This window comes from Aurantimonas endophytica (assembly GCF_014196845.1).
In the GTDB taxonomy this organism is placed as follows: domain Bacteria; phylum Pseudomonadota; class Alphaproteobacteria; order Rhizobiales; family Rhizobiaceae; genus Aurantimonas; species Aurantimonas endophytica.
Genome location: NZ_JACIEM010000004.1, coordinates 388,767 through 413,856 on the forward strand (window position 1 = coordinate 388,767; position 25,090 = coordinate 413,856).

The 25,090-nt window shown below is 68.4% G+C and carries 19 protein-coding genes; 16 read left to right on the plus strand and 3 right to left on the minus strand.

Going from position 1 to position 25,090, the window contains the following annotated elements:
- From GGR03_RS16325 to GGR03_RS16375, 11 genes are all read left to right on the plus strand, one after another.
- Entirely contained in the window at positions 1-405 is a 405-nt protein-coding gene (locus GGR03_RS16325) for a hypothetical protein (protein WP_183209814.1), read from the plus strand.
- A gap of 119 nt (positions 406-524) precedes the next feature.
- Positions 525-767, plus strand: a complete 243-nt coding sequence (locus GGR03_RS16330; RefSeq protein ID WP_183209815.1) for an AbrB/MazE/SpoVT family DNA-binding domain-containing protein — start codon at positions 525-527, stop codon at positions 765-767.
- Positions 724-1,107, plus strand: coding sequence for a type II toxin-antitoxin system PemK/MazF family toxin (locus GGR03_RS24910; protein WP_183209816.1), 384 nt, complete (start codon positions 724-726; stop codon positions 1,105-1,107). Before GGR03_RS16330 ends, GGR03_RS24910 begins: the two co-directional genes overlap by 44 nt.
- 201 nt (positions 1,108-1,308) lie before the next feature.
- Positions 1,309-2,487 (plus strand): c-type cytochrome biogenesis protein CcmI, encoded by a 1,179-nt coding sequence (ccmI, locus tag GGR03_RS16340; RefSeq protein ID WP_183209817.1) that lies wholly within the window; start codon positions 1,309-1,311, stop codon positions 2,485-2,487.
- On the plus strand, positions 2,484-2,975 hold the full coding sequence (gene ccmE, locus GGR03_RS16345) for a cytochrome c maturation protein CcmE (RefSeq protein WP_183209818.1): 492 nt from the start codon (positions 2,484-2,486) through the stop codon (positions 2,973-2,975). Before ccmI ends, ccmE begins: the two co-directional genes overlap by 4 nt.
- Complete coding sequence (locus GGR03_RS16350; RefSeq protein WP_183209819.1) at positions 2,972-4,954, plus strand: heme lyase CcmF/NrfE family subunit; 1,983 nt, start codon at positions 2,972-2,974, stop codon at positions 4,952-4,954. Before ccmE ends, GGR03_RS16350 begins: the two co-directional genes overlap by 4 nt.
- Positions 4,954-5,439 (plus strand): cytochrome c-type biogenesis protein, encoded by a 486-nt coding sequence (locus GGR03_RS16355; protein ID WP_183209820.1) that lies wholly within the window; start codon positions 4,954-4,956, stop codon positions 5,437-5,439. Before GGR03_RS16350 ends, GGR03_RS16355 begins: the two co-directional genes overlap by 1 nt.
- Positions 5,440-5,600: 161 nt before the next feature.
- Positions 5,601-7,127 (plus strand): Do family serine endopeptidase, encoded by a 1,527-nt coding sequence (locus tag GGR03_RS16360; protein ID WP_183209821.1) that lies wholly within the window; start codon positions 5,601-5,603, stop codon positions 7,125-7,127.
- A 131-nt stretch (positions 7,128-7,258) separates the two neighbouring features.
- Complete coding sequence (locus tag GGR03_RS16365; protein ID WP_281379040.1) at positions 7,259-7,975, plus strand: response regulator transcription factor; 717 nt, start codon at positions 7,259-7,261, stop codon at positions 7,973-7,975.
- A gap of 3 nt (positions 7,976-7,978) precedes the next feature.
- Positions 7,979-9,394 carry a sensor histidine kinase gene (locus GGR03_RS16370; protein WP_183209822.1) on the plus strand — a complete coding sequence of 472 codons (1,416 nt, stop codon included), beginning with the start codon at positions 7,979-7,981 and terminating at the stop codon, positions 9,392-9,394.
- Complete coding sequence (locus tag GGR03_RS16375; RefSeq protein WP_183209823.1) at positions 9,384-12,380, plus strand: bifunctional [glutamine synthetase] adenylyltransferase/[glutamine synthetase]-adenylyl-L-tyrosine phosphorylase; 2,997 nt, start codon at positions 9,384-9,386, stop codon at positions 12,378-12,380. Before GGR03_RS16370 ends, GGR03_RS16375 begins: the two co-directional genes overlap by 11 nt.
- Positions 12,381-12,384: 4 nt before the next feature.
- Here GGR03_RS16375 and GGR03_RS16380 read toward each other — a convergent pair whose 3' ends face one another.
- Both GGR03_RS16380 and pepN read right to left on the minus strand, forming a co-directional pair.
- Positions 12,385-14,694, minus strand: coding sequence for a PAS domain-containing sensor histidine kinase (locus GGR03_RS16380; protein WP_246368095.1), 2,310 nt, complete (start codon positions 14,692-14,694; stop codon positions 12,385-12,387).
- Between the two features lie 171 nt (positions 14,695-14,865).
- Entirely contained in the window at positions 14,866-17,514 is a 2,649-nt protein-coding gene (gene pepN, locus GGR03_RS16385; RefSeq protein ID WP_183209825.1) for an aminopeptidase N, read from the minus strand.
- Positions 17,515-17,712: 198 nt separating this feature from the next.
- On the opposite strand from pepN, the gene GGR03_RS16390 reads away from it, so the two are divergent.
- Positions 17,713-20,007 carry a xanthine dehydrogenase family protein molybdopterin-binding subunit gene (locus GGR03_RS16390; RefSeq protein WP_183209826.1) on the plus strand — a complete coding sequence of 765 codons (2,295 nt, stop codon included), beginning with the start codon at positions 17,713-17,715 and terminating at the stop codon, positions 20,005-20,007.
- 61 nt (positions 20,008-20,068) lie between these two features.
- On the plus strand, positions 20,069-21,022 hold the full coding sequence (locus tag GGR03_RS16395; protein ID WP_246368097.1) for a DMT family transporter: 954 nt from the start codon (positions 20,069-20,071) through the stop codon (positions 21,020-21,022).
- Positions 21,023-21,139: 117 nt separating this feature from the next.
- On the opposite strand, the gene GGR03_RS16400 is transcribed toward GGR03_RS16395, so the two are convergent.
- Positions 21,140-22,060, minus strand: a complete 921-nt coding sequence (locus tag GGR03_RS16400) for an AraC family transcriptional regulator (RefSeq protein ID WP_246368099.1) — start codon at positions 22,058-22,060, stop codon at positions 21,140-21,142.
- A 103-nt stretch (positions 22,061-22,163) separates the two neighbouring features.
- Between GGR03_RS16400 and GGR03_RS16405 the strand changes: the two genes are divergently transcribed.
- The 3 genes from GGR03_RS16405 (at position 22,164) to GGR03_RS16415 (ending at position 25,085) form a co-directional block, all read left to right on the plus strand.
- Positions 22,164-23,000 carry an SDR family oxidoreductase gene (locus GGR03_RS16405; RefSeq protein ID WP_183209827.1) on the plus strand — a complete coding sequence of 279 codons (837 nt, stop codon included), beginning with the start codon at positions 22,164-22,166 and terminating at the stop codon, positions 22,998-23,000.
- A 38-nt stretch (positions 23,001-23,038) separates the two neighbouring features.
- Positions 23,039-23,821, plus strand: coding sequence for an alpha/beta fold hydrolase (locus tag GGR03_RS16410; protein ID WP_183210074.1), 783 nt, complete (start codon positions 23,039-23,041; stop codon positions 23,819-23,821).
- Between the two features lie 328 nt (positions 23,822-24,149).
- Entirely contained in the window at positions 24,150-25,085 is a 936-nt protein-coding gene (locus GGR03_RS16415; protein WP_183209828.1) for an NAD(P)-dependent oxidoreductase, read from the plus strand.
- The last annotated feature ends 5 nt before the right edge of the window (positions 25,086-25,090 follow it).

Below are 25,090 nucleotides of genomic sequence, written 5' to 3' on the forward strand. Positions count from 1 at the left end.
ATGCGCACCTTGTCGAAGCTCGCCGTGCCGCTCTTGCTGTTGCCGTTTGCCGGCTGCCTGAGTGGCGGGCTGGGGGGCGGCGGCCTCGGCCCGACCTCGGCTGGCGTCACCGCGCTGGATGGCGGCCTGATCGGCCAAGACCAGACGACCGGCGCATGGCCGTCGCAGGCCCGCTCGCGGGCACTGGAAGCGGAATTCCAGGCGCTTCAGTTCGGCCTGCCCGGCCAGCCGGTCGCCTGGTCCGCCGACGGCTTCAGCGGCGAGGTCGTGCCGACGCAGCTCTACCGCGTCGGCTCGCAGGATTGCCGCGGCTATTCGCACACCTTCAAGGGCACCGCCCAGCCGACCAAGGCGATCGGCACGGCGTGCAAGACCCAGGAAGGGTTCTGGAAGCCGGTGGCGTGAGGTTGATCGTTTCGCCTCGGCGGGACGAGCCGTTGACGGACCGACCTTGTATGGTGCCTAGCGAGGATGTATCTTTATCGTAGATACAAATGCGCCACAGCCGGGCTGAGGAGACAGTCATGATCGCGTCCGTCGCGAAGTGGGGCAACAGCCTGGCACTTCGAATTCCGCAGGCGTTCGCCAAGGAAGCCAAGCTGATGGAAGGCGGGCCGGTCGACATCAGCATTGTCGACGGGGCGCTGGTCGTGCGTTCGGTTGAACCGGTCGTCGAATATGATCTAGATGTTCTCCTGTCGGGGATCACGGAAGACAATATTCATGGCGAGACGGCCACAAAGCTCGCAGTCGGCAACGAGTTCTAGCGCCCGCCAGCCTTATTGCCCCAAGAAGTTCGATATCGTCTTTCTCGACTTCGACCCACAAGCCGGCCGTGAGCAGGCGGGGCGACGGCCCGGCTTCGTCCTGTCGGACGAGCGATACAACCGCATCGCTCGCCTCTGCCTGATTTGCCCCATCACCAGCCAGGTAAAGGGCTATCCGTTCGAGGTTTCCCTGCCAGCTGGGCTCACAACGACCGGCGCGGTGCTTTGTGACCACGTCAAGAGCCTTTCATGGGAGCAGCGCCGGTGCGATTTCGTGGAGAATTGCCCGTCGATAGCGCCGGAGGTTCTGGGCCGCGTTCGCGCCTTGCTGGGTCTCTAGCGCTTGGCCCGACGGCTTCATGCCGGCGCCAATACTCCCCCACCTGTGGAATCTACCTAGCCGCTTTCCCTTTCATTTGAATGGGCAGGCATTGCCCGCTCTGCTAGAGCCTCGTCGCGTATTGCAGTGTAACCGCGGGGAAGCGGCGGCCGGGTTCGCCGGCCTGTTCCGCTCGGGCCCCGCTGTTCGTATAAGGGTGGCATGGTTTTCTGGTTTGTCGCAGCCGGCATGACGGCTGCCGCGACGCTAATCGCCTTGTGGCCGTTGCTTGCCGATGCGCCGCGCCGGGTCGCTTCCCGCGCCGAGCATGATGTCGAGGTCTATTCCGCCCAGCTGCGCGAGCTCGATGCCGATGTCGAGCGCGGCACGATGCCGGCCGCAGAGGCGGCGACGGCGCGGGCCGAGATCGGACGGCGGCTGCTGCGCGCCGACGGCAAGGCGAGGCTCGCCGTGGAAGGCGGGGCGCGCGGCTGGCAACGGCGCGGCGCGATCGCCACGGTGGTCGCGGTCGTGGCACTGGTGCCGCTGACCTCGGCCGGCCTCTATTATCTCTATGGCGCGCCGGGTCTTCCCGACCTGCCGCTCGCCTCGCGCCAGAGCCCGAGCCAGACGCCCGATCCGGACGTCGGCCGGATGGTTGCCGCCGCCGAGGAGCGGTTGCGCACCGAGCCCGGGGATGGACGCGGCTGGGACGTGCTGGCGCCGATCTACCTGCGCATGGAACGGCCGCAGGACGCCGCGGAAGCCTTCCGCCAGGCGATCCGGCTGCTCGGTTCCTCTGCGCCGCGCGAGGCGGGGCTGGGCGAGGCACTGACGCAGCTGGCGGATGGCGAGGTCACCGACGAGGCGCGGGCGGCGTTCGAGCGGTCGCTGACGATCAATCCCGCCTTCCTGCCGGCGCGGTTCTTCCTGGCGCTCGACCTGTCGCAGGAGGACCGCCACGAGGAAGCGGCGGTTGCCTGGTCGCAGCTGGTCGAGATGAGCCCGCCCGACGCGCCGTGGATGCAGATCGCCAATGCTGCGCTGGCCGATGCCCGCCAGAACGGCGGCGCGCCGGCGGCCGATGCCGATGCCGGTGTTGCCGCCCCGGGGCCGACCGCCGCGGATGTGGAAGCGGCGTCGCAGATGGCGGAGACCGATCGCCAGGCGATGATCCGGGGCATGGTCGGGCAGCTCGCCGAGCGCCTCGCCACCCAGCCCGACGACGTAGAAGGATGGAAGCGCCTGATCCGTTCCTATAGGGTGCTGGGCGAGGACGAGCGGGCGAGCGAGGCGTTCCAGACCGCCTCGCGCGCCTTTGCCGCGGACTCGGCCGCAGGCCGGGAGATCGCCGCATTGGGGACGCAACTCGGCCTTGCCGCGCAGGAGACCCAGCCATGACCCGTAAAGCCAAGCGCCTGAGTTCGATCGTCGCTATCCTGGTCGTCATCGGCGCGGCGGCGGGCCTGGTGCTCACGGCCCTTTCGGATTCCGTCGCGTTCTTCAACTCGCCGAGCGACATCGTCGCCAATGCCCCGGCCCCGACCCAGCGCATCCGCCTCGGCGGCCTCGTCGAAGAGGGGTCGGTCGTCCGCGACGGGACGAAGCACGTCACCTTCCGCGTCACCGACACGCTGGAAAGCGTGCCGGTCGCCTATACCGGCCTGCTGCCGGATCTCTTCCGCGAAGGCCAGGGAGTCGTCACCGAAGGCACGCTCGGCCCGGACCGTGTGTTCATGGCCGACACGGTGCTGGCCAAGCACGACGAGAACTACATGCCGAAGGAAGTCGTGGACGACCTGAAGGCGCGGGGCCTCTGGGAGGACGGCAAGGGCATGGTCAATCCCGACGCGACCCCCATCGCGACAAATGCCGGAGCCGGCTCATGATCGTCGAGATCGGCCACTACGCGCTCATCCTGGCGCTGTCGCTGTCGCTACTGCAGTCGGTGCTGCCGGCGATCGGCGCCCGGACCGGCGACGCAAGGCTGATGGAGACCGGCCCGCTGACGGCGACCGCCTCCTTCGTGCTCCTCGCCATCTCGTTCTCGGCGCTGACCGCCGCCTATGTCATGTCCGACTTCTCGGTGCTCAACGTCTTCCAGAATTCCCATTCGCTGAAGCCGATGCTCTACAAGATCACCGGCGTCTGGGGGAACCACGAGGGCTCGATGCTCCTCTGGGTGCTGATCCTGGTGTTCTTCGGGGCGCTGGTGGCGCTGTTCGGCCGCGACCTGCCGGCCAGCCTGAAGGCGAATGTCCTCGCGGTGCAGGCCTGGATCACGACGGCCTTCCTGCTGTTCATCCTGATCACCTCCAACCCGTTCACGCGGCTGGTGCCGGCGCCGATGGAGGGCCAGGACCTCAACCCGATCCTCCAGGATATCGGCCTCGCGATCCATCCGCCGCTGCTCTATCTCGGCTATGTCGGCTTCTCGGTGGCGTTCTCCTTCGCGGTCGCCGCGCTGATCGACGGGCGGATCGACGCCGCCTGGGCCCGCTGGGTGCGGCCCTGGACGCTGGCGGCGTGGATCTTCCTGACCGCCGGCATCTCGATGGGCTCCTACTGGGCCTATTACGAGCTCGGCTGGGGCGGCTGGTGGTTCTGGGATCCGGTCGAGAACGCCTCGTTCATGCCGTGGCTGTCGGGCACCGCGCTGCTGCATTCGGCGCTGGTGATGGAGAAGCGCTCGGCACTGAAGATCTGGACGATCCTGCTCGCGATCCTCACCTTCTCGCTGTCGCTGCTCGGCACGTTCCTGGTGCGCTCCGGCGTCCTCACCTCGGTGCATGCCTTCGCCGTGGACCCCGAGCGCGGCGTCTTCATCCTCGGCATCCTGTGCATCTTCATCGGCGGCTCGCTGGCGCTCTTCGCCTTCCGCGCCGCGTCGCTGGAGTCGGGCGGCCTGTTCGCGCCGATCAGCCGGGAGGGCGCGCTGGTGCTCAACAACCTCTTCCTGACGACGGCGGCCGCGACGGTGCTGATCGGCACGTTGTATCCGCTGCTGCTCGAGGTCGTCACCGGCGAGAAGATTTCCGTCGGCGCGCCGTTCTTCGACCTGACCTTCGGCCCGCTGATGGTGCCGCTGCTGCTCGCTGTGCCGTTCGGGCCGCTGCTCGCCTGGAAGCGCGGCGACCTGCTGGCGGCGGCCCAGCGTCTCTATGTCGCCGTCGGGGCGGCGATGCTCGCCATCTTCGCGACGGTCGCGGCGAATTCCGGCGGCGAGATCCTCGCCGCGCTCGGCTTCGGCCTGGCGGTCTGGCTGCTGGTCGGCAGCCTGGTCGACCTCTTCGGGCGGGCGAATTTCGGCAAGGTCGGCTGGCGCGTCGGACTGGCGCGCCTGCGCGGACTGCCGCGTTCGGCCTTCGGCACCGCGCTGGCGCATTTCGGGCTGGGCGTGACGGTGCTCGGCATCGTCGCCACCACCGCCTTCGAGACCGAGACGGTGACCACGATGGTGCCCGGCCAGAGCGTCGACGCCGGGGGCTATTCGGTGCAGTTCGACGGTATCGCAGCGCGGACGGGGCCGAACTACGAGGAGCAGGTCGGCACGTTCACGCTTCGGCAGGACGGGGTCGGCGCCGGCACGATGGAAAGCGCCAAGCGCTTCTACCCGGCCCGTCAGATGCCGACGACAGAGGCCGGGATCACCACGACACGGTTTTCGCAGCTCTACATCTCGCTCGGCGATCCGGCGCCGGATGGCGGCACGGTCGTGCGGATCTGGTGGAAGCCGCTCATCACGTTGATCTGGATCGGCACGATCTTCATGGCCGTCGGCGGCACCGTCTCGCTCGCCGATCGGCGGCTGCGGGTGGGCGCACCTGCCCGCGGCCGCGGGCGCAAGCTCACGGAGGCGTCGGCGTGATGCCGCGCCTGCGCCGTCTCCTGGCGGTCATCGCCCTGGCGTGCATGTTGTTACCCGGTGCGGTGACCTCGCCGGTCCAGGCCGTCCAGCCCGACGAGGTGCTGGCCGACCCGGCGCTGGAATCGCGGGCGCGGGACCTGTCGGCGGGGCTGCGCTGCCTCGTCTGCCAGAACCAGTCGATCGACGATTCCGATGCCGAGCTCGCCAAGGACCTGCGGGTGCTGGTGCGCCAGCGGCTCGTCGCCGGCGACACCGATGCCGAGGTCATCGACTATCTCGTCTCGCGCTACGGCGCCTTCGTGCTGCTGAAGCCGCGCTTCGAGTGGGGGACCTTGGCGCTCTGGGGAGCACCCGTCGTCGTGCTTCTTGGGGGCATCGCCTTCGCCGTCTTCAGCGCCCGGCAGCGCCGGAGCGAAAGCGCCACGGCGGCGCTGTCGGCAGAGGAAGAGGCGGCGCTCGACGAACTGGTACGGCCGCGGCACTGATCGGCTGCACGGGCCAGCATCAAGCTCACCAAACCTTACGAACAATTCACCCGGCCGAAAACCTCCCGTAACCCCCGCCTCCCTATTTTCCCCGTCATCAGCGGCTATCCGACCATCGAGCGGACCAGCCGCGGGCGAATTCAACGGAAAAAGGGTCTCCGATGCGAAACCAAGCAAACAGCAAGAAGACACGCCGCGGCGTGCTCGCAGGCGTTCTCGCCGCCGGCGTCGCCGGCTCGGTCCTGGTCGGTGGGATGGTGAGCAACACCGCGCCGGTTCTTGCCGAGCCGGTGAAGGTCGAAGCGCCGGTCGAGAACTTCGGTTTCGCCGACGTCGTCGAGAAGGTCTCGCCGGCCGTCGTGTCGGTCCGCGTCACCCAGGACATCGCGCCGGCCGCCGATCGCCGCAGCGAACTGGCGACCCCGTTCGACAACCTGCCGGAAGACCACCCGCTGCGCCGGTTCTTCGACGTGCCCGGCGGCCCGGGCGGCCCTGGCGGGCCCGGCGTCAACCCGCGTCGCGAACCCCGCAACGCCATGGGCCAGGGCTCGGGCTTCTTCATCTCGGACGACGGCTACGTGGTCACCAACAACCACGTCGTCGAAGGCGGCAGCAAGTACACGGTGGTCATGGATGACGGCACCGAGTTCGACGCCAAGCTGATCGGCACCGACCCGCGCACCGACCTCGCCCTGCTGAAGATCGACGACGCGGACCGCACCTTCACCTATGTCGAGTTCGACAGCGACGACGCTGTCCGTGTCGGCGAATGGGTGGTTGCCGTCGGCAATCCCTTCGGCCTCGGCGGCTCGGTGACGGCGGGTATCGTCTCCGCCCGCGGCCGCGACATCGGCGCCGGCCCCTACGACGACTTCCTGCAGATCGACGCCGCGGTCAATCGCGGCAACTCGGGCGGCCCGGCCTTCAACCTCAATGGCGAGGTGATCGGCGTCAACACCGCGATCTTCTCGCCGTCGGGCGGCAATGTGGGCATCGCCTTCGCCATTCCGGCTTCGGTCGCCAAGGACGTAATCCAGTCGCTGCGCGACAACGGCAACGTCCAGCGCGGCTGGCTGGGCGTGCAGATCGGACCGGTGACCGAGGACATCGCCGAGGCGGTCGGCCTTGCCGACGACAAGGGCGCCATCGTCACCCTGCCGGACACCGAGACCCCGGCCTCCAAGGCGGGCATCCAGACCGGCGACGTCATCACCGCGGTGAACGGCGAGACCGTCGAAGGCCCGCGCGAACTGTCGCGCAAGGTCGCCAACTTCCGGCCGGGCACCGACGTGGAAATCACCGTCTGGCGCAGTGGCGAGGCACAGGACATCCCGGTCACGCTCGGCAACCTTGCCAGCCTCGACGAGGCGGCTTCCGCCGATAACCAGGGTGCGCCGCGGCCGTCGGTCGATCCGTCGTCGCTGTCGGGCTACGGCCTGACGCTGACCCCGTCGGAAGATGGCGACGGTGTCGTGGTCACCGATGTCGATCCGGACTCGACCGCGGCGGATCGCGGCGTCCAGCCCGGCGACGTGATTATCGCCGTCAACGGCAAGGAGGTCACGAGCCAGAAAGAGGTTCGCGACGCGATCTCGGAAGCCTCGGAAGCTGGCCGCAAGGCGGCGCTGTTCCAGCTGCGCAACGGCGACCAGAACCGCTTCGTGGCGTTGCCGATCGCCAAAAGCTGACCTGATGACGGACGGGACCGACCAGGTCCCGTCCAGACCGGCGGGCGGCGGGGCCGGCGACTCGGGAATCGAGACGCTTCGGCGCCGCCGCCTTTTCTTTTGGGTTCCTTCGACGACATAAGGAAGCAGACATGTCTTCTCCTGCAGCCGAGCGACCCTCTCCCGATTCCATGCGCATCCTGATCATCGAAGACGACCGCGAAGCGGCGGCCTATCTCGTCAAGGCGCTGCGCGAGGCAGGTCATGTCGCCGAGCACGCGGCGAACGGCGAGGACGGCTTCCACATGGCCGATACCCGCAGCTACGACGTGCTCATCGTCGACAGGATGCTGCCCGAACGCGATGGCCTCTCGGTAGTCTCCGGCCTGCGCGAGAAGGGCAACGGCACCCCGGCGCTGATCCTCTCGGCGCTCGGCCAGGTCGACGACCGGGTTACCGGCCTGCGGGCCGGGGGCGACGACTATCTGCCGAAACCCTTCGCCTTCTCCGAGCTGCTCGCCCGCATCGAGGTGCTCGGCCGGCGTCGCGGCGGCAAGGAGGTCGAGACCGTCTACCGGGTCGGCGACCTCGAACTCGACCGCCTGTCGCACGAGGTGAAGCGGGCGGGGCGGACGATCATCCTGCAGCCGCGCGAGTTCCGGCTGCTCGAATATCTCATGAAGAACGCCAACCAGGTCGTGACCCGCACGATGCTGCTGGAGAATGTCTGGGACTACCATTTCGACCCGCAGACCAACGTCATCGACGTGCATGTTTCGCGGCTGCGCTCGAAGATCGAGCGCGAGTTCGGCTCGGCGCTGCTCCACACGGTGCGCGGCTCGGGATACATCATGCGCGCCGGCGAATAGGGCATGGAGCGGCTGAAGGCGCTGATGCGGATGACGGCGGTCCGCCTGTCCGCGGTCTATCTGCTGCTCTTTGCCGTCTGCGCCGTCGTGCTGGTGTTCTACGTCACCGCCACGGCGTCGAACATCCTGAAGAGCCAGAGCCGCGCGGCCATCGCCGAGGAAATCAGCGAACTCGGCCTGATCTACGAGACCGCCGGCATCATCGGCCTGGTCCGCACCATCGACCGGCGTGCGCGCCAGCCGGGCGCCTCGCTCTACCTCGCCACCGACGCCACCGGCCGGATCATCGCCGGCAATGTCGAGAGCCTGCAGGCCGGCGTACTCGACAAGGGTGGCTTCACCGAGAACGTCTTCGGCTACGAGCGCTTTGCCGACAATGCCGACGACCGCTACCACATCGCCGTCGCCGAGGTGGTGAGCCTTCCGAACGGCATGCGCATCCTAGTCGGGCGCGACCAGACCGAGCAGGAGCGCTTCCGCCAGGTCGTGCGCTCGGCGCTGATCCTGGCGCTGGCGCTGATGGGGGCGGCTGCGCTGCTGGCCTGGGTCTTCGTCGGCCGTCGGGCGCTGCAGCGGCTCGACCGGATGTCGGCGGCCAGCAACCGGATTCTCGCCGGCGACCTGACCGAACGGCTGCCGGTGACCGGGGCGGGGGACGAGTTCGACCGGCTTTCGGAAAACCTCAACCGGCTGCTGGCGCGCGTCGCGCTGCTGCAGGAGGGGCTGCGGCAGGTCTCCGACAACATCGCCCACGACCTCAAGACGCCGCTGACGCGGCTGCGCAACCGCGCCGAGGCGGCGCTGGGCGGCGGGACGGGCGAGGGCGTGCCGCGCGAGGCGCTGGAGGGGATGATCGGCGAGGCCGACCAGATGATCCGCACCTTCGACGCGCTCCTGATGATCTCCCGCGTCGAGGCCGGATCGCATCCGGTGCTCAAGGACCGCGTCGACATCGCGACGATCGTCGCCGACGTCTGCGAACTCTACGAGCCGCTGGCCGAGGAGGTCGGCGCGCGGCTGGTCGTCGATGCGCCGTCGCCGGTTCCGGCGCTGGTGAGCCGCGAGCTGATCGCCCAGGCTTTGTCCAATCTCATCGACAACGCGCTGAAATATGCCGTCGGCAAGGGGCGGCAGACGACCGTGACGATCCGCCTTTCGGCGCAGGACGGCAACTGCATCCTGTCGGTGGCGGACGATGGGCCCGGCATCCCGGCCGACCAGCACGAGCGGGTGCTGGAGCGCTTCTACCGGCTCGACCAGAGCCGGACGATGCCCGGTTCGGGTCTCGGCCTGTCGCTGGTCCAGGCGATCGCCCGTGTCCATGACGGCGAGCTGACGCTTGAGGATGCGGCGCCCGGCCTTAGAGTCGTGCTGGTGTTTCCCCTCGACGGAAGGACCGGCAGCGACGATGGCGGATGACAGACCACGCCTGAGGATCGGCGGAGAGATCCGCCCGGTTCCGCTCGACCCGGAGAAGGCGGCGGCCTGGCTCGCCGATCTGCGCAAGGCGGCGGGGGCGAAGGAACTGCCGAAGCTGGACGCGTTTCTCGGACGGGGCGGCCCGGATGTCGACGCGCTCGCGGCGATCCTCGACCTTTCCACCCATCTCAACGCCGAAATGCTGCAGCATCCCGAATGGCTGGAAGCGCTGTTCGGCGAGGATGCGCGGGCGCGGATCGATGCGCTGATCGGGCGAGCCGCTCACCTCGACGGGCCCGAGCTCGGCGAAGCCGCCATGATGGCCGAGCTGCGCCGGATCAAGCGCGAGACCTGCCTGCTGATCGCGCTGCGCGACCTGTTCGGCGCGAGCACCGTGGCGGAAACCACGGCCGATTTGTCGGCGCTGGCGGAAGCGGCGATCGGCGCTGCGATGCGCTTCTGCATCGCCGAGGCGCATCGCGCCGGAAAGCTAAAGCTGCCGCATCCGGACGAGCCCGAGCGCGGATGCGGCATCTTCGTGCTCGGCATGGGCAAGCTCGGAGCGGGCGAGCTGAACTATTCCAGCGACGTCGACCTCATCGTGTTCTTCGACGCCGCGTCCGGCATCTGCACCGATCCGGGCGAGCAGGTGGACGTCTTCTCGCGGCTGGTGCGCCGGCTGGTGCGGATGATCGGCGAGCGCACGGCGGACGGCTACGTCTTCCGCACCGACCTGCGCCTGCGGCCGGATCCGGGCGCCATGCCGCTGGCGATCTCCACCGATGCGGCGATGACCTATTACGAGGGCAGCGGGCGCAACTGGGAACGCGCTGCGATGATCAAGGCGCGCCCTGTCGCCGGCGACCGCGCGGCGGGCGAGGCCTTCCTGCAGGAGCTGACGCCGTTCGTCTGGCGGCGATACCTGGACTTTGCCGCGATCGCCGACATCCAGGCGATGAAGTCGCGCATCGACGAGCATCGCGGCTTCGACGACATCGCGGTGGCCGGCCACAACGTCAAGCTCGGGCGCGGCGGCATCCGCGAGGTCGAGTTCTTCGTCCAGGCGCAGCAGCTGATCGCCGGCGGCCGCTCTCCGGCCCTGCGCCAGCGGCGCACCGACCGGGCGCTGGCGGCGCTGACCGCCGGCGGCTGGATCGCCGCCGATACCGAGCGGGACCTCTCGGACGACTACTGGTTCCTGCGCCGCATCGAGCACTGTATCCAGATGGTGGCCGACGCGCAGACCCACACGCTGCCGGACGACCCCGACGGGCTCGAGCGCATCGCGCGGCTGGCGGGCTTTGAGGACCGCGCCGCCTTCTCGACCGCGCTGCTGGAGCGCCTGCACCGCGTCGACCGGCACTTCACCCGGCTGTTCAACGACGGGCGCGACCGCGACGCGGATGCGCCGCCGCAGGGCGGTTTCGAGCGCCTGCTGTCCACCGACGACGACCCGGAGAGCCTCGCGCGGCTGGCCGAGCTCGGCTATGCGCGCCCGGCCGACATCGCCCGCATCGTGCGCTCCTGGAATTACGGCCGCTACCGGGCGACGCGCTCGGAGGCGGCGCGCGAGCGGCTGGCGAAGGTCATGCCGATGCTGCTGACGGCCTTCGCCGACGCGCGCGACCCCGATGCCGCCATCGCCGCCTTCGACACGTTCCTCGCCGGGTTGCCCGCCGGCATCCAGTTCTTTTCGCTGATCGGCTCCAACCCGCGCATCCTGGACCTTCTGGCGCTGATCATCACCTCTTCGCCGATGCTGACGGAGACGATGGCCGCCCGGCCGCATGTGTTCGATGCGCTGCTCGACCCGGCGTTCTTCGACGAGGTGCCGGATCGTGACCTGATGGCCGAGCGGCTGGCGCCGTTCCTCGCCGATGCGCAGGGCTACGAAGACGTGCTGGCACGGCTGCGCATCTTCGCCTCCGAACAGCGCTTCCTTGTCGGCGCGCGGCTGCTCAGCGGCGTCGTCGATGTCGGGGAGGCGGGACCGGCCTTCTCCAACATCGCCGACGTGGTGCTGGAGGCGACACTGGCCGCCGTCTCCGACGCCTTCGCCGAGCGCCACGGCCGGGTGCCCGGCGCAAGGGTGGCGCTGCTCGGCATGGGCCGCCTCGGCAGCCGGGAGCTGACGGCCGGATCCGACGTCGACCTGATCCTGCTCTACGACCACGATACTGATGCGGAAGAATCCGACGGCGAGAAGAAGCTGCCGGCGAAGGTTTATTTCGCCCGCCTGACGCAGCGGCTGATCGCGGCGCTGACCGCGCCGATGCGCGAGGGCGTGCTCTACGAGGTGGACTTTCGCCTCCGCCCATCCGGCAACATGGGCCCGCTCGCCACCCATATCGACCGCTTCCGGCGCTATCAGGAGGTCGAAGCCTGGACCTGGGAGCGGATGGCGTTGACCCGGTCGCGGCCGGTGGCGGGAGACCCGGCGCTTCGCGGCATCGTCGCGGCGACGATCGAGAGCCTCCTGGCCGCGCCCCGCGATCCTGCCGAGGTGTCGCGCGACGTCGCTTCGATGCGGGCACGGATCGAGCGGGAGAAGCCGCCGAAGGGTTCGCTCGACCTCAAGCTGAGGCCCGGCGGGCTGATCGACCTCGAATTCCTGGCGCAATGGGCGCTGCTGACCGGAAGGGCGCCGCTCGACCTCGTCGGGCATCCGACGGCGGACGTCCTGGCCGCGGCGGATCTCGGCGAGGCGGCAGACTCGATCGACGCGGATCTGCCGGGCACGATGCGCTGCTTCACCGCGGTGATCCAGGTGCTGCGGCTGGGACCGGGCGGTGTCGGCGACGTTTCGGAACTGCCGCCCGGCCTGCGCGAGCGCCTGGCGCGAACCATCGGGGCCGAATCCGCCGACCGTATCGAGCCGCAGCTGGCGGCGGAGGCCGCGGCGACGCGGCGTGCCTTCGAGGCGCTGCTACCGTTGCAGGAGGCCGAGGCGGAGCCCGCCGGCGCGGCGGCGACGCGCCAGCGCTGAGCCGTCAGGCGGCGGAGGCGATGGCGACGTCCCGGCCCTCGCCGGCGTCGAAGCCCTCGACCGGCAGCCGCAGCGCGACGATCGTGCCGGCCCCGACACGGGACGAGATCCGCATCCGGCCGCCATGCAGCTCCACCAGCGAGCGCGCGATGGCGAGGCCGAGGCCGGTGCCCTTGTTGGTGCGGGTCCACTCGTTCTCGATCTGCTCGAAGGGCCGGCCGAGGGTGCGCAGGGCTTCCTGCGGAATGCCGATGCCGTCGTCGCCGATCGAGATCAGCACCGCGTCGCCGACCTGCTTGAGCCCGAGCCGCACCGAGCCGCCCTGTTCCGTGAACTTCACCGCGTTCGACAGGAGGTTGATGAGGATCTGCTTGGTGGCGCGCCGGTCGGAGCGGATCTGCAGGGTCTCCGGCGCCGCCACGGTGAGCGTCAGCTGCTTCTGCTCGGCCTGGATCGCGACGATCTTCATCGCCTCCGCCACCGTCTCGGCGAGATCGACTTCCTCGGGGTTGAGGATCAGCCGGCCGGCCTCGATCTTGGCCATGTCGAGGATGTCGTTGATCAGCCGCAGCAGGTAGTGCCCGCTCTGGTGGATGTCCTCGCAATACTCGGTGTATTTCTGGCAGCCGATCGGCCCGAACGTGCCGTCGCGCATGATCTCCGAGAAGCCGAGAATGGCGTTCAGCGGCGTGCGCAGCTCGTGCGACATGTTGGCGAGGAAGGTCGTCTTGGCGCGCGAGGCGGTCTCGGCGCGCTCCTTCTCGGCAGCGAAGCTGGTGTTGAGCTCGGTCAGCTGACCGGCCTTGCGCTCGGCGTCGCGGCGCGCGGTCGACAGGTCCTCGATGACGGCGATCAGGCGGCGCTCGGAATCCGACAGCCGCGCCTGGTGCAGCTTCAGCTGGGTGACGTCGGTGCCGATCGAGACGAAGCCGCCATCGGTGGTGCGGCGCTCCGACATCAGCAGCCATCGCCCGTCCGGCAGCAGCGCCTCGGAGGCCCGCTCGCCGGCGGCGAAGGTGGGGCTGGTCACCAGCTGGCTGTCGATCGGCCGCCGCGCCTTGGCCATCACCGTCTCGAGCGGCGTGCCGCGGGCGACGTCCGCCTCGGTCAGGCCGAAGGTCTCGCGGTATTTCGAGTTGCACAGGATGACCCGGTCGCGATTGTCGCAGAGCACGAAGGTCTCGGAGATGTTCTCGATGGCGCTGTTGAGCTGCTCGTTGGCCTCGTCCGAGCGGCGGGCGAGTTCCTGCTGCTCGCTGACGTCGACGGCGATGCCGATGAGATGCACTTCGTTGTCGGCGCAGCGCGTCACGTCGGCGCGGGCCCGCAGCCAGACATAGTTGCCGTCGCTGTGGCGCATGCGGAAGACCCGGTCGAGATGGCCGATCCGGCCGGACGCGACGCGGCGCGCGACGTCGAACAGGCTGCCGTCCTGCGGGTGCAGCAGCGGGGCGATCTCGCCGAAGGAGAGGACGTCGTCCTTCGGCGCCATGCCGAGGATCTCGTACATGGAGCGCGACCAGTACATCCGGCCGCGGCCGATATCCCAGTCCCACAGCCCGCAATGGCCGCGCGACAGGGCGGTGTCGACGCGCAGATGCGTCTCGAGGTAGAGCGCGTCGGCGTCCTCGGCCCGGGTCGCCTGGCGGAAATAGGCGTAGAGCACCATCAGCATGATGACGCTGGTCAGCACGAACAGCGTAACGTTGACGTGGACCGACTGGCGCCAGCTGGCGAAGAGTTCCGCGGCGGGCTGGATGAAGCTCACCGTGCCGGCATCCTCGGCGAGGGTCGCGCTGGCGACGAAGGCGTCGTTTCCCTCGAAGACGGTCTCCTGCACGCCGGCTCGCTCGCCGAACATCAGCAGCGCCTGGGAGTCGCCCATGAGCAGCCGCAGATCCCGTCCGATCAGCCGCTCGTAGCCGGGCATGGCAGCCGTGATCCGACCGGAGGCGTCGCTGATCACCGCGAAGCGCCCGTGCTCGATCACCTCGCTCGGGACCTCGCTGGTGAGCAGCGCCGCGCCGTCGACCCGGCCCTCGGACATGAGCGCGAACTGGCTTTCGGCGCGCATCAGCGTCGCGGCGATCTTCAGGTCGCGGGCGACGTCGTTCTCGATCGTGTAGCGTTCGCTGACCAGCGATGCGAGGCGGGCGACGGCGGCGATGGCGAGGAAGAGGATGATCAGGACGGGGATGCTGCGGCGCAAGGGCCGCTCGGAGCGGAGAAGCTTTTCGTAGGCTGGGGCGGCGAGGATTTTCGCGTGTCCGACGATCTCGGCTTTAGCGCTCAGCAGGGTCTCGAATCGGGACAAACGTCCCCCTGCCGGCGCGCTTGGCGCGTCCGCTCGCATGTATCACCCCTCGTGGCCGCATTCGCTGATCCGGCACGCCGCACATCCCGAATCACCTCCAATTGATCAGACGCGAATCACCTTGTCCAGAGTCGGAATGAGGAGAAATTAAGAAATCAATGAGACCGTCGCTCAGCGCAACGATCTTTCCACGATATCTCTGGTATCGTTGGAGAGATCGCTGATCGCTGCAAGTTTCTCCAGCGTTTCCTGTGCGGCATGCCGACGCTGCGCCTCGAAGCTGCGCCACGAGCGGAACGTCGTGGCGATCCGCGCGGCGACCTGCGGGTTGAGCTTGTCGAGCTCGGCGATCCGGTCCGCCACGAAGCGATAGCCCGCGCCGTCGGCCCGGTGGAAAGCCAGCTGGTTGCCGCCGGCGAAGGTGCCGACGAGGGCGCGCACGCGGTTGGGATTGCGCAGCGTGAACTTCGGGTGGTCGAGGAGCCGGGCGACGATGTCGAGCGCTGCCGGATCTGGGATCGTCGCCTGCAGCGCGAACCATTTGTCGACGACCAGCCCGTCATCCTCGAAGCGCGTGTAGAAATCCGCGAGCGCCGCTCTGGAAGCGTCGGCCGCCGGAAAGCGGTGCACGAGGATCGCCAGCGCGGCGAGGCGGTCGGTCATGTTGCGCGCCGCCGCGTACTGCGCTTCGGCGGGTGCCGGATCGCCGCTGGCCGCCGCCAGATAGCCAAGCGCGACATTGGCGAGGGACCGCCGGCCGGCGCTGTCGGCATCGGGCGAGAATTCACCGGCGGGGCTCGCGCCGGCGCGGATGCGCTCGAAGAGCGGACGACCCCGCTCGCCGATCAACCGCCGCGCCGCCTCGACGGCCGCGTGGATGGCATCGGGATCGACATTTTCCGCAAGCATCCGGGCGATCTCCGGCTCGCTGGGCAGAGTCAGGGCCTGAGCGCGATAGGCGGCCTCGATCGTCTCGTCGCCGGCCGAACCGAGGATCGCCTCGACGATCTCCGGCTCCAGTGGCCGCTGGGTGGGCGCCAGCTTCTTGCGGCTGGCCTCGACCAGCGCCTCGGCGACGAGATCGTTGAGGATCCGCCAGCGGTTGAAGAGGTTGGGGTCGAGCCGGGCCAGTGCCAGCCGGTCGGCGAGGCGCTGCTCGTGGTGCAGCGTCACCGGGGCCGAAAAGTCCCGCAGCACGGAGAGATATGGCCGCTCTCCGACATTCTCGAAGACCACGGTCTCCTCGTCGGCGGTCAGGTGGATGACGTCGCCCTCGACCTCCGCGCCGTGGGCAACCGTGAACGCCTTGTCCTCGCCGTTGGAGCCGACGAGGCCGAAGCGCACGGGAATGTGGAAGGGCGCCCCGCCGGTGCCCGAGGCGCCGACCTCGAGCGCCTGCTTGAGCCCGACGGTCAGCGTGCCGCTGGACGCGTCATAGTCTTCGCTGATCGCCAGCGAGGGCGTGCCGGCCTGGCTGTACCAGAGCGCGAACTGCGAGAGGTCCGCGCCGGCCGCATCCTCGAAGCAGGCGATGAAGTCCTCGATCGTCGCGGCGTCCCCGTCATGGCGCTCGAAATAGAGGTCCATGCCCTTGCGGAAATCGTCGCGCCCGAGAATGGTGGCGATCATCCGCACCAGCTCGGCGCCCTTGTCGTAGACGGTCGCCGTGTAGAAGTTGTTGATCTCCCTGTATTCGCGCGGCCGCACCGGATGCTGCAGCGGCCCCTGGTCCTCGGGGAACTGGTGCGCCTTCAGCCGCCGCACCGAGTTGATCCGCTGCACCGGCGCCGAGCGCTCGTCGGCCGAGAATTCCTGGTCGCGATAGACCGTCAGGCCTTCCTTCAGGCAGAGCTGGAACCAGTCCCGGCAGGTGATGCGGTTGCCGGTCCAGTTGTGGAAATATTCGTGCGCGATGACCGTCTCGACGCCGGCGTAGTCGGCGTCCGTCGCGGTGTCGGGGTCGAGCAGCACGTATTTGTGGTTGAAGACGTTGAGGCCCTTGTTCTCCATCGCCCCCATGTTGAAGTCGGGGATGGCGACGATGTTGAACACGTCGAGGTCGTATTCGCGGCCGAAGCGCCGCTCGTCCCACCACATCGAGCGCTTCAGCGCGTCCATGGCGTAGCTGGCCTGCCCGACGCGGCCCTTCTCGGTGTAGATGCCGAGCGTGACCGGCTTGCCGCTGGCGGTGGTGAACTCCTCGTGGATGGAGTCGAGGTCGCCCGCGACCACGGCGAAGAGATAGGACGGCTTGTTGAACGGGTCGTCCCAGACCGCGAAGTGCCGCCCGTCCGGCAGGTCGCCGCGCTCGCCGGGATTGCCGTTGGACAGAAGGATCGGCGCGGCCGCCTGGTCGGCCTCGATGCGGACGCGGTAGGGCGCGAGCACGTCCGGCCGGTCGAGGAAATAGGTGATGCGGCGGAAGCCTTCCGCCTCGCACTGGGTGCACCAGACGCCGTTGGAGCGGAAGAGCCCCATCAGCTTGGTGTTCTCCTCCGGCACGATGCGCGTTCCGATGGCGAGCGTGAAGCGGCCGGCGGCGGGCAGGGCCGGGATTTCCAGCCGCTCGGGCGTGGCGGTGAATGCCTCGGGCGCAAGGGCCACGCCATCCAGCTTCAGCCCGCTCAGGGTGAGTTCGTCGCCATCGAGCACCAGCGGCGCGTCGGCGCCGACGCCCTCTCGCCGCTCCAGCACCAGCTGCGTGTCGACCTCCGCGCGTCCCTCGAACAGCCGGATCGTCATCGCCACGGAATGGAGGACGAAGTCGGTCGGGCGGTAGTCCTCGAGCTTGATCGTCGGGCCGTCATCGGTGCGCAGCATGCGGAATATCCTCTCTGGTCACTCCGGAGGTAATCCGGCGTGGGCGAAATGCCAACCGCTTCAAGCCGAGCCTGTGCCGTTGCTGCCCTCGACGGCGGCGTTCTGCCGCAATAAATGGGACGAGCGGCTTTGAGGCCCGGAACGGGCGAAGCACCGTTCGGGCCGCGCCGCGGCAGACGCGGGCAAGGAAACAGCAGCATGAACGTCATGACCCCCAAGTTCGGCCTCGGCGCATCCGTCCTGCGCAAGGAGGACGATGCCTTCATCCGCGGTGCCGGAAACTATACCGACGACGAGACGCGCCCCGGCCTGCTGCACGCCGTCGTGGTGCGCTCGCCGCACGCCCATGCGCGATTCACCATCGCCGATCTCGAGGCCGCCCGGTCGGCGCCCGGCGTCCGGCTGATCCTGACCCATGAAGACGTCGCCGATCTCGGCGACCTGCCGTGCCTGGCGCCCATCAAGCCGGCCGACGGCATGCCCTTCGCGCCGCGCAACGCGCCGGTGCTCTGCCGCGACGTCGTCCAGCACGTCGGCGACGCGGTCGCCTTCGTCGTCGCGGACAGCGCCGTCGAGGCGCGCGATGCCGCCGAACTCGTCGAGGTCGACTACGACCCGCTGCCCGCCGTCGCCGACATCGCCGGCGCCCGCGCCGAGGGGGCGGTTATCGCGTCCGAGGGCAGCGCCGACAATCTCGCCACGCGCCTCTACGAGGGGAACAAGGCGGCGGCCGAGGCAGCCTTTGCCGCGGCGGCGCATGTCAGCGAGATCACGCTGGTGCAGAACCGTCTCGTCTGCAACTATATGGAGACCCGCTCGGCGATCGGCGAATATACCGAGCCGCGCTACACGCTGACCACCGGCAGCCAGGGTGTCCATGGCATGCGCAACGCGCTGGCCGGGCGGGTGCTGAAGATCGACAACGACCAGCTGCGCGTCGTCACCCGCGACGTCGGCGGCGGCTTCGGCACCAAGGCCTTTCTCTATCGCGAGCACGCTTTGGTGCTGGTCGCTGCGCGCCGGCTGGGGCAGCCGGTCAAGTGGACCGCCGACCGAACCGACCATTTCGTCAGCGACGCCCATGGCCGCGACAATATCGTCACCGGCAGGATGGCGATGGACGAAAACGGCCGTTTCACCGCGCTGTCGATCGACCTGGCCGCCAATCTCGGCGCCTATGCCTCGCAATACGGCCCGATGATCCCGTGGTTCGGCATGTCGATGGCGACGGGTCTCTACGACATCCCGGCGATCGACGTCGAATGCCGCGCCTACTACACCAACACCGTGCCGGTGGACGCCTATCGCGGCGCCGGACGGCCGGAGGCGGCCTATATGATCGAGCGGCTGGTCGACCAGTGCGCCCTCGATCTCGGCGTCGACCGGGTGGAACTGCGCCGGCGTAATTTCATCCGCGGCAACCAGCTGCCGTACCGCACGGCGTTCGGCCGGCTCTACGACACCGGCGACTTCGCCGGCCATCTCGATGAGGCGCTGCGCCGCTCGGGCTGGGCGGATTTCGAGACCCGCCGGGAAGCGGCCAAGGCCGACGGCAAGCTGCGCGGCATCGGGCTGGCCGCCTATGTCGAGGCCTGTGCCTTTCCGGGATCGGAACCGGCCTATGTCGAGCTGACGCCGGAAGGCCGCGTCGAGCTGAAGATCGGCACCCAGTCGAACGGCCAGGGCCATGCGACGGCCTACGCGCAGTTCGTCGCCGAGGAGCTGAAGCTCGACTACGACATGATCGACGTGCGCCAGGGCGACACGGACGACACGCCCACCGGCGGCGGCACCGGCGGATCGCGCTCGATCCCGCTCGGCGCCGTATCGGTGCGCCGGGCGAGCCAGGCGCTGGCCGACAAGCTGAAGAAGCTCGCCGCCGACGAGCTGGAGGCGGCCGTCGCCGACATCGAGCTGGATGGCGGCACGGCCCGCATCGTCGGCACCGACCGCTCGATCGACTTCGCCGCCCTGGCGGCCGCCGCGAAGAGCGATGCCGACCGCAAGGCGACCGGCGAGTTCAAGCAGGAAGAGGCGACCTATCCCAACGGCACGCATGTCTGCGAGGTCGAGATCGACCCGGAGACCGGGGCGACGCACATCGTCGCCTATACGATCGTCGACGATTTCGGGGTGACGGTGAACCCGATGCTGCTCGCCGGCCAGATCCATGGCGGCGTCGCACAGGGCATCGGCCAGGCGCTGATCGAGAATGCCGTCTATGACGGCGAGGGACAACTGGTCACGGCAAGCTTCATGGACTACGCCATGCCGCGTGCGGAGGATCTGCCGAATTTCGACTTCCGCACCCGCAACGTTCCCTCGACCACCAACGCCCTCGGCATCAAGGGCGCGGGCGAGGCGGGCACGATCGGGGCGGCGCCCGCGGTGATGAACGCCGTGGCCGACGCGCTCCGGCCGGCCGGCGTGGAGCATATCGACATGCCGGCGACGCCCCTTCGGGTCTGGGAGGCGCTGCAGGCAGCGCACTGACGGCCGTCGCAGGGGATCTCGCGGCCGGCGGCGAAAGCCGTTGCGAAGGGGACAGCAGGGCATGAACAGTTCGACGGAGGACGAACGGGTCTCCCGCCCGATGCTCGGAATATTGCTGAAATGCATTTCCGTGGTGATCTTCGTCGGCATGCAGACGGCGATAAAGTCGGGCGGCGAGGCGATCCCGGCCGGCGAGATCGTGTTCTTCCGTTCGTTCTTCGCCCTGATCCCGGTGGCGATCTATCTCGCCTGGCTCGGCGACCTCGCCACCGCGCTGAAGACCGACGATCTGCCGGGCCATGTCGTGCGCGGCCTCGTCGGCGTCACCTCGATGGGTTTCGGCTTCTTCGCCCTGACCCGGCTGCCTTATCCGGAATGGATCACCATCTCCTACGCGGCGCCGCTGCTGACGGTGGTCTTCGCCGCGGTGTTCCTCAAGGAGGTGGTGCGGCTCTACCGCTGGAGCGCGGCGATCGTCGGGCTTCTCGGTATCGTCGTCGTCACGCTGCCGAGCCTTTCCGTCACGGCTGAGCCGCTGGACGACGGGCAGCTGGTCGGGATCGGCGCGGCATTGATCTCGGCGACCGTCGCGGCCATCGCGATGATCCAGATCCGCCGGCTGGTGCGCACCGAGGCGACGGCGACGATCGTCGTCTATTTCTCGCTGACCTGCTCGGTGATCGCGGCGCTGTCGTCGATCTTCTTCGGCTGGGTGATGCCGAGCCCCGAGCAGGCGGCGTATCTCGTGGTGGCGGGGCTTTGCGGCGGCGTCGGCCAGCTGCTGCTGACCTCGGCCTATCGCTATGCCGACGCCTCGACCGTCGCGCCCTTCGAATACACCTCGATGATCCTCGCCATCGCCATCGGCTATTTCCTGTTCGGCGAGGCCGTGGGCCTTGCGACGCTGATCGGCGGCGGCATCGTCGTGTCGGCCGGCATCTTCATCATCTGGCGCGAGCACCGGCTGGGCATCGAGCGCAACAAGGCGCGGCGGGTTTCGCCGCCGGGCGGGTGAGGGCGATCCGGGGCGAATAGCTGCCTTGGCTGCCTGAGCGGCGAGGCCGCGTCGCCGGGAAGCCTGCCCCAGGCAAGCGGACTTAAGGAACGCGGCCGATGAATTGAGCGGGCGAGACTAGCTGCCCGCTCCCGGTGCCGTGACCCCGTCGCGGTATCGTTTCGCAAAGGCGCCCGGCGCAATGCCCTCGCGCTTGCGGAACGCGGTGCTGAAGGCGCTCGCCGACTGATAGCCGATTTCCTCGGCCAGCCGCTCAAGCGGCCCGCCCCGTCGTATCAGCGCATCCTTCGCCAGGGTCATCCGCCAGCGGCCGAGATATTCGATCGGCGCGCATTTCAGAACCTGCTGGAAACGCGCCGACAGCACCGTGCGCGACGTTCCAGCCAGTTTCGAAAGTTCCGCCAGGGTCCAGTCATGGCGAACATCCGAATGGATCGCGCGCAGCACGCGGGAAAGGGCGGGATCCCGCATTCCCGCCAGCAGGCCCGCCTGTTCCGCAGCGCCGACCATTCCGCTCTGGCGCAGACACTCCACCAGCATCGCCTCAAGCAGACGCCTCAGCAGCATGTCGCGCCCCGGCCTGTCCGCCTCGCATTCGTCCCTGACGAGGTCGACGATGCGGGCCAGCCGACCGGCGCGTTCGTCCCGCGCCCGCACATGGATCATGCGCGGCAGCAGATCGACCAGGAGCGATGCGTTGACGGCGTCGATCTCGAAGGCACCGCCGAACATGCGGAAATCCGGCGGTCCGTCCCCGCTGCCGTGATGTACCGCGATGGCTGACGGCACGACGTCGGTGCAGGCGATCCCGGGCTCGCTCGAAAGCGTGAAGGCGGGTGTGTGAGGGAGCAGCATGAAGTCGCCCGCCCGCAGTTGCAGCGGCGCGTCACCCTCCAGCCCCAGCCAGCATTGCCCCTCCAGAACGATGGCGAAGCCCGGCTGACGATAGGCGGCACAGCGGATGCCCCAAATGCCCTTGCCGGTGATGGGCTTGGACAAGGCGGCGCGAGGTGCCAGGAGGGCGATGATGTCGCTCAAGGGATCCAGGGCGGACGATCCATAAAGAAATGCGGTAAATCAATTATATTACGTCCGCAGGAATTGTCTAATGGCAGGGGCAGCGAAAACCAGGAGGCCTTCCATGCCCAGGACCATTCTCGTAACCGGCGCCTCGTCCGGCTACGGCAAGGCGACAGCCGAGCTCTTTCTCGATCGCGGTTGGAACGTGATCGCCACGATGCGCCGTCCGCAAGCGACCGCCTTAAGTGCCTCTTCGGACCGGCTGAAGATCCTGCCGCTCGACGTGACCGATGCGGCCTCTATCGGCCACGCCATCGCTGAAGGGATCGGAGCCTTCGGCAGCATCGACGTCCTGGTCAACAATGCAGGGATCGGCCTCGCCTCTGCGGTGGAGGCGACGCCGGACCACGTCATCCGCGAGGTCTTCGAGACCAACACCTTCGCCGTCTTCGCCATGTGTCAGGCGATCATTCCCCACATGCGCGAGCAAGGGCGCGGCACCATCGTCAACGTCACATCGAATGTCGCGATCGCACCGATGCCGCTGGTTGCCGTCTACGCCGCGAGCAAATGCGCGGTCGACGGTTTCACCGAAAGCCTGTCCTACGAACTCGCGCCTTTCGGGATCCGCGCAAGGCTGCTGGAGCCGGGTTACGCGCCGACCACGAACTTCACGGCCAACGGCATGCCGCGCATGGAAGGGCTGATCCCGGAAGACTACGGCGCATTTGCGCAGGGCTGCTTCGCGAAGATGGCACACTATCCGAGCGACTACTGCACCGAGGCAGAAGTGGCGGAGGCGGCTTTCGCGGCGGCGACCGACGACAGCCGGGCCATCCGTTTTCTCGCCGGCGCCGATACCAAGCTTCTGGCGCAATTGCGCTGGAGCACATCCGAAGATCAATATCTCGCTAAAATGCGCGAGATGTTCGAGCCCGCGACTCAGTCCGCTGCATGAGCGGCAGGGCCCGGGACAGGCAAACGATGGAGCAACCCGTGACGATGAACCGGCGCATGTTCACCAAAACCGCTACTGCAGCCGCGGCCAGTGTCCTGCTGGCAGGGCGGACGACTGTGGCCCAGCCTTCGATACCTTCCCGAAACATTGTCTTCGTGCACGGGCTCTTCGCCGACGGGTCCTGCTGGGCAGACGTCATTGCCCGCCTCCAGCCCATGGGGTTCCACTGCACCTCGGTGCAGAATCCCCTCACCAGCCTGCCCGAAGCGCAGGAGGCGGTGGAGCGTGTCCTGGACCGGCAGGATGGGCCGACCGTGCTTGTGGGCCACTCCTTCGGCGGCATGCTCGTGACCCAATGCGGCGCCCATCCGCGTGTTTCGGCACTCGTCTATGTCGCGGCCCGCGCGCCCGACGCGGACGAGGACTATGCGGCGCTCGCCGGGCGCTTTCCGCCTCCGCCGGCGTCGCGAGGGATCGTGTACGACAGCGACGAGGGCCGGTTGACGGAGGAAGCATTCCTTCGCGATTTTGCGGGAGACCTGCCGGAGGCCAGGGCGAGGGTCCTGCACGCCGTGCAGATGCCGTTCGATCGCGCGCTGCTCGCGGGCAGGGTCGACACCGCGGCATGGCGCACGAAGCCGAGCCATTACGCGGTTTCGGCAGCGGACCGAACGATCGACCCGGACCTGCAGCGTTTCATGGCGGAGCGGATGAAGGCGCGTACGATCGAACTCGATGCCAGCCATTTGTCGCTGATTTCGCAGCCGGAAGCCGTCTCCGCGCTGATCGCAGACGCTGCCGGGCATCCCGCGGAAAAATGATGCTGCGTACGTGAGTCACGACCCAGCGGACGAAGGGTTGCCGGCTCTGCTGGGTTGCCGGCGGCACGGGCAGGGCCGACGCAGCCAAACCTGCTTCCACCGACAGCAGTCGCCTCGATCGGGGCCCTGGCCTGAAGCCTTCGCCGGGGCCGGCGGCCTGCCGTGCCGAGCACATCGAACTACGGTTGTAGCAAGACCATGACCCCCTGAAACGCTCGCATAATCGCGGATGGCGAACGTGTGACGGTGTTCCGGTGAGAGCGCCGTCACCTGGCGGCGGCGCAGCGGAGCGGCCCGCCGCGTGGCGCGCAGTATCACGGAGATGACCATGGCTTCCCCGGAACTGGTGGCGCTTGCACAACCCTATCTCGCGCCGTTTCTGACCGAGGCGGTCGCCGAGCGGTATCGCTTCGTCGATCTCGGGCAGCAACCGGGGGTCGCGCCCGATGCCCGTGCCGTGGTCGTCGATGGCGGCCGCCCGTTCGACGCGTCCCTTCGCGAGGCCATGCCCCGCCTCGGGCTGATCGCCTGCTTCAACGCCGGCTACGACGGGATCGACGTCGAGTGGGCGAGAAAGCACGGCATCATCGTCACCCATGCGCGCCACATCAACCACGAGGACGTTGCAGACTTTGCGATCGGCCAGGTGCTCAACGTCTACCGGAAGATCGGCCTCGGCGATCGCTGGGTGCGCGACGGCAGCTGGCAGTCCGGCAACCGGCTGATGACGCGGTCCATAGCCGGCCTGAGGCTGGGCATCGTCGGGCTCGGCGGCATCGGGCAGGCGCTCGCGCGGCGAGCCGACGCGATGCGCATGGTGACGTCCTGGTGGGGCCCGCATCACAAGTCAGGCGTTCCCTGGCCCCGGGCATCGAGCCTGATCGATCTGGCCGCTGAAAGCGACGCGCTGGTGATCGCTGCCAGCGCCAAACCCTCGAACCGGGGGCTGATCTCGGCCTCCGTGATCGAGGCGCTGGGGCCCGGCGGCATGCTGGTCAACGTGGCGCGCGGGTCGCTGGTCGACGAAGCGGCGGTCATCCTCGCCCTGATGCGCGGCACGCTCGGCGCGGCGGTGCTGGATGTCTACGATGAGGAGCCCACCTCGCCCGACCGGTGGGCGGGCGTCCCGAACGTCTTCCTCTCCCCGCATATTGCCGGCGTCACCGATCTCGCGATGCGCCGGATGGTCGAGTTGCTTGGCGCCAATCTCGACGCATTCTTCAAGGGCGAGCCGGTTCCGACGCCGGTGAGCCTCGCGGCCTGACGCTC

What these genes read in the sequence shown, in the direction of transcription:
- GGR03_RS16325 (WP_183209814.1), top strand. Translation starts at nt 1, where the DNA reads ATGCGCACCTTGTCGAAGCTCGCCGTGCCGCTCTTGCTGTTGCCGTTT.
- GGR03_RS16330 (WP_183209815.1), top strand. Translation starts at nt 525, where the DNA reads ATGATCGCGTCCGTCGCGAAGTGGGGCAACAGCCTGGCACTTCGAATT.
- GGR03_RS24910 (WP_183209816.1), top strand. Translation starts at nt 724, where the DNA reads ATGGCGAGACGGCCACAAAGCTCGCAGTCGGCAACGAGTTCTAGCGCC.
- ccmI (WP_183209817.1), top strand. Translation starts at nt 1,309, where the DNA reads ATGGTTTTCTGGTTTGTCGCAGCCGGCATGACGGCTGCCGCGACGCTA.
- ccmE (WP_183209818.1), top strand. Translation starts at nt 2,484, where the DNA reads ATGACCCGTAAAGCCAAGCGCCTGAGTTCGATCGTCGCTATCCTGGTC.
- GGR03_RS16350 (WP_183209819.1), top strand. Translation starts at nt 2,972, where the DNA reads ATGATCGTCGAGATCGGCCACTACGCGCTCATCCTGGCGCTGTCGCTG.
- GGR03_RS16355 (WP_183209820.1), top strand. Translation starts at nt 4,954, where the DNA reads ATGCCGCGCCTGCGCCGTCTCCTGGCGGTCATCGCCCTGGCGTGCATG.
- GGR03_RS16360 (WP_183209821.1), top strand. Translation starts at nt 5,601, where the DNA reads ATGCGAAACCAAGCAAACAGCAAGAAGACACGCCGCGGCGTGCTCGCA.
- GGR03_RS16365 (WP_281379040.1), top strand. Translation starts at nt 7,259, where the DNA reads ATGTCTTCTCCTGCAGCCGAGCGACCCTCTCCCGATTCCATGCGCATC.
- GGR03_RS16370 (WP_183209822.1), top strand. Translation starts at nt 7,979, where the DNA reads ATGGAGCGGCTGAAGGCGCTGATGCGGATGACGGCGGTCCGCCTGTCC.
- GGR03_RS16375 (WP_183209823.1), top strand. Translation starts at nt 9,384, where the DNA reads ATGGCGGATGACAGACCACGCCTGAGGATCGGCGGAGAGATCCGCCCG.
- pepN (WP_183209825.1), bottom strand. Translation starts at nt 17,514, where the DNA reads ATGCTGCGCACCGATGACGGCCCGACGATCAAGCTCGAGGACTACCGC.
- GGR03_RS16390 (WP_183209826.1), top strand. Translation starts at nt 17,713, where the DNA reads ATGAACGTCATGACCCCCAAGTTCGGCCTCGGCGCATCCGTCCTGCGC.
- GGR03_RS16395 (WP_246368097.1), top strand. Translation starts at nt 20,069, where the DNA reads ATGAACAGTTCGACGGAGGACGAACGGGTCTCCCGCCCGATGCTCGGA.
- GGR03_RS16405 (WP_183209827.1), top strand. Translation starts at nt 22,164, where the DNA reads ATGCCCAGGACCATTCTCGTAACCGGCGCCTCGTCCGGCTACGGCAAG.
- GGR03_RS16415 (WP_183209828.1), top strand. Translation starts at nt 24,150, where the DNA reads ATGGCTTCCCCGGAACTGGTGGCGCTTGCACAACCCTATCTCGCGCCG.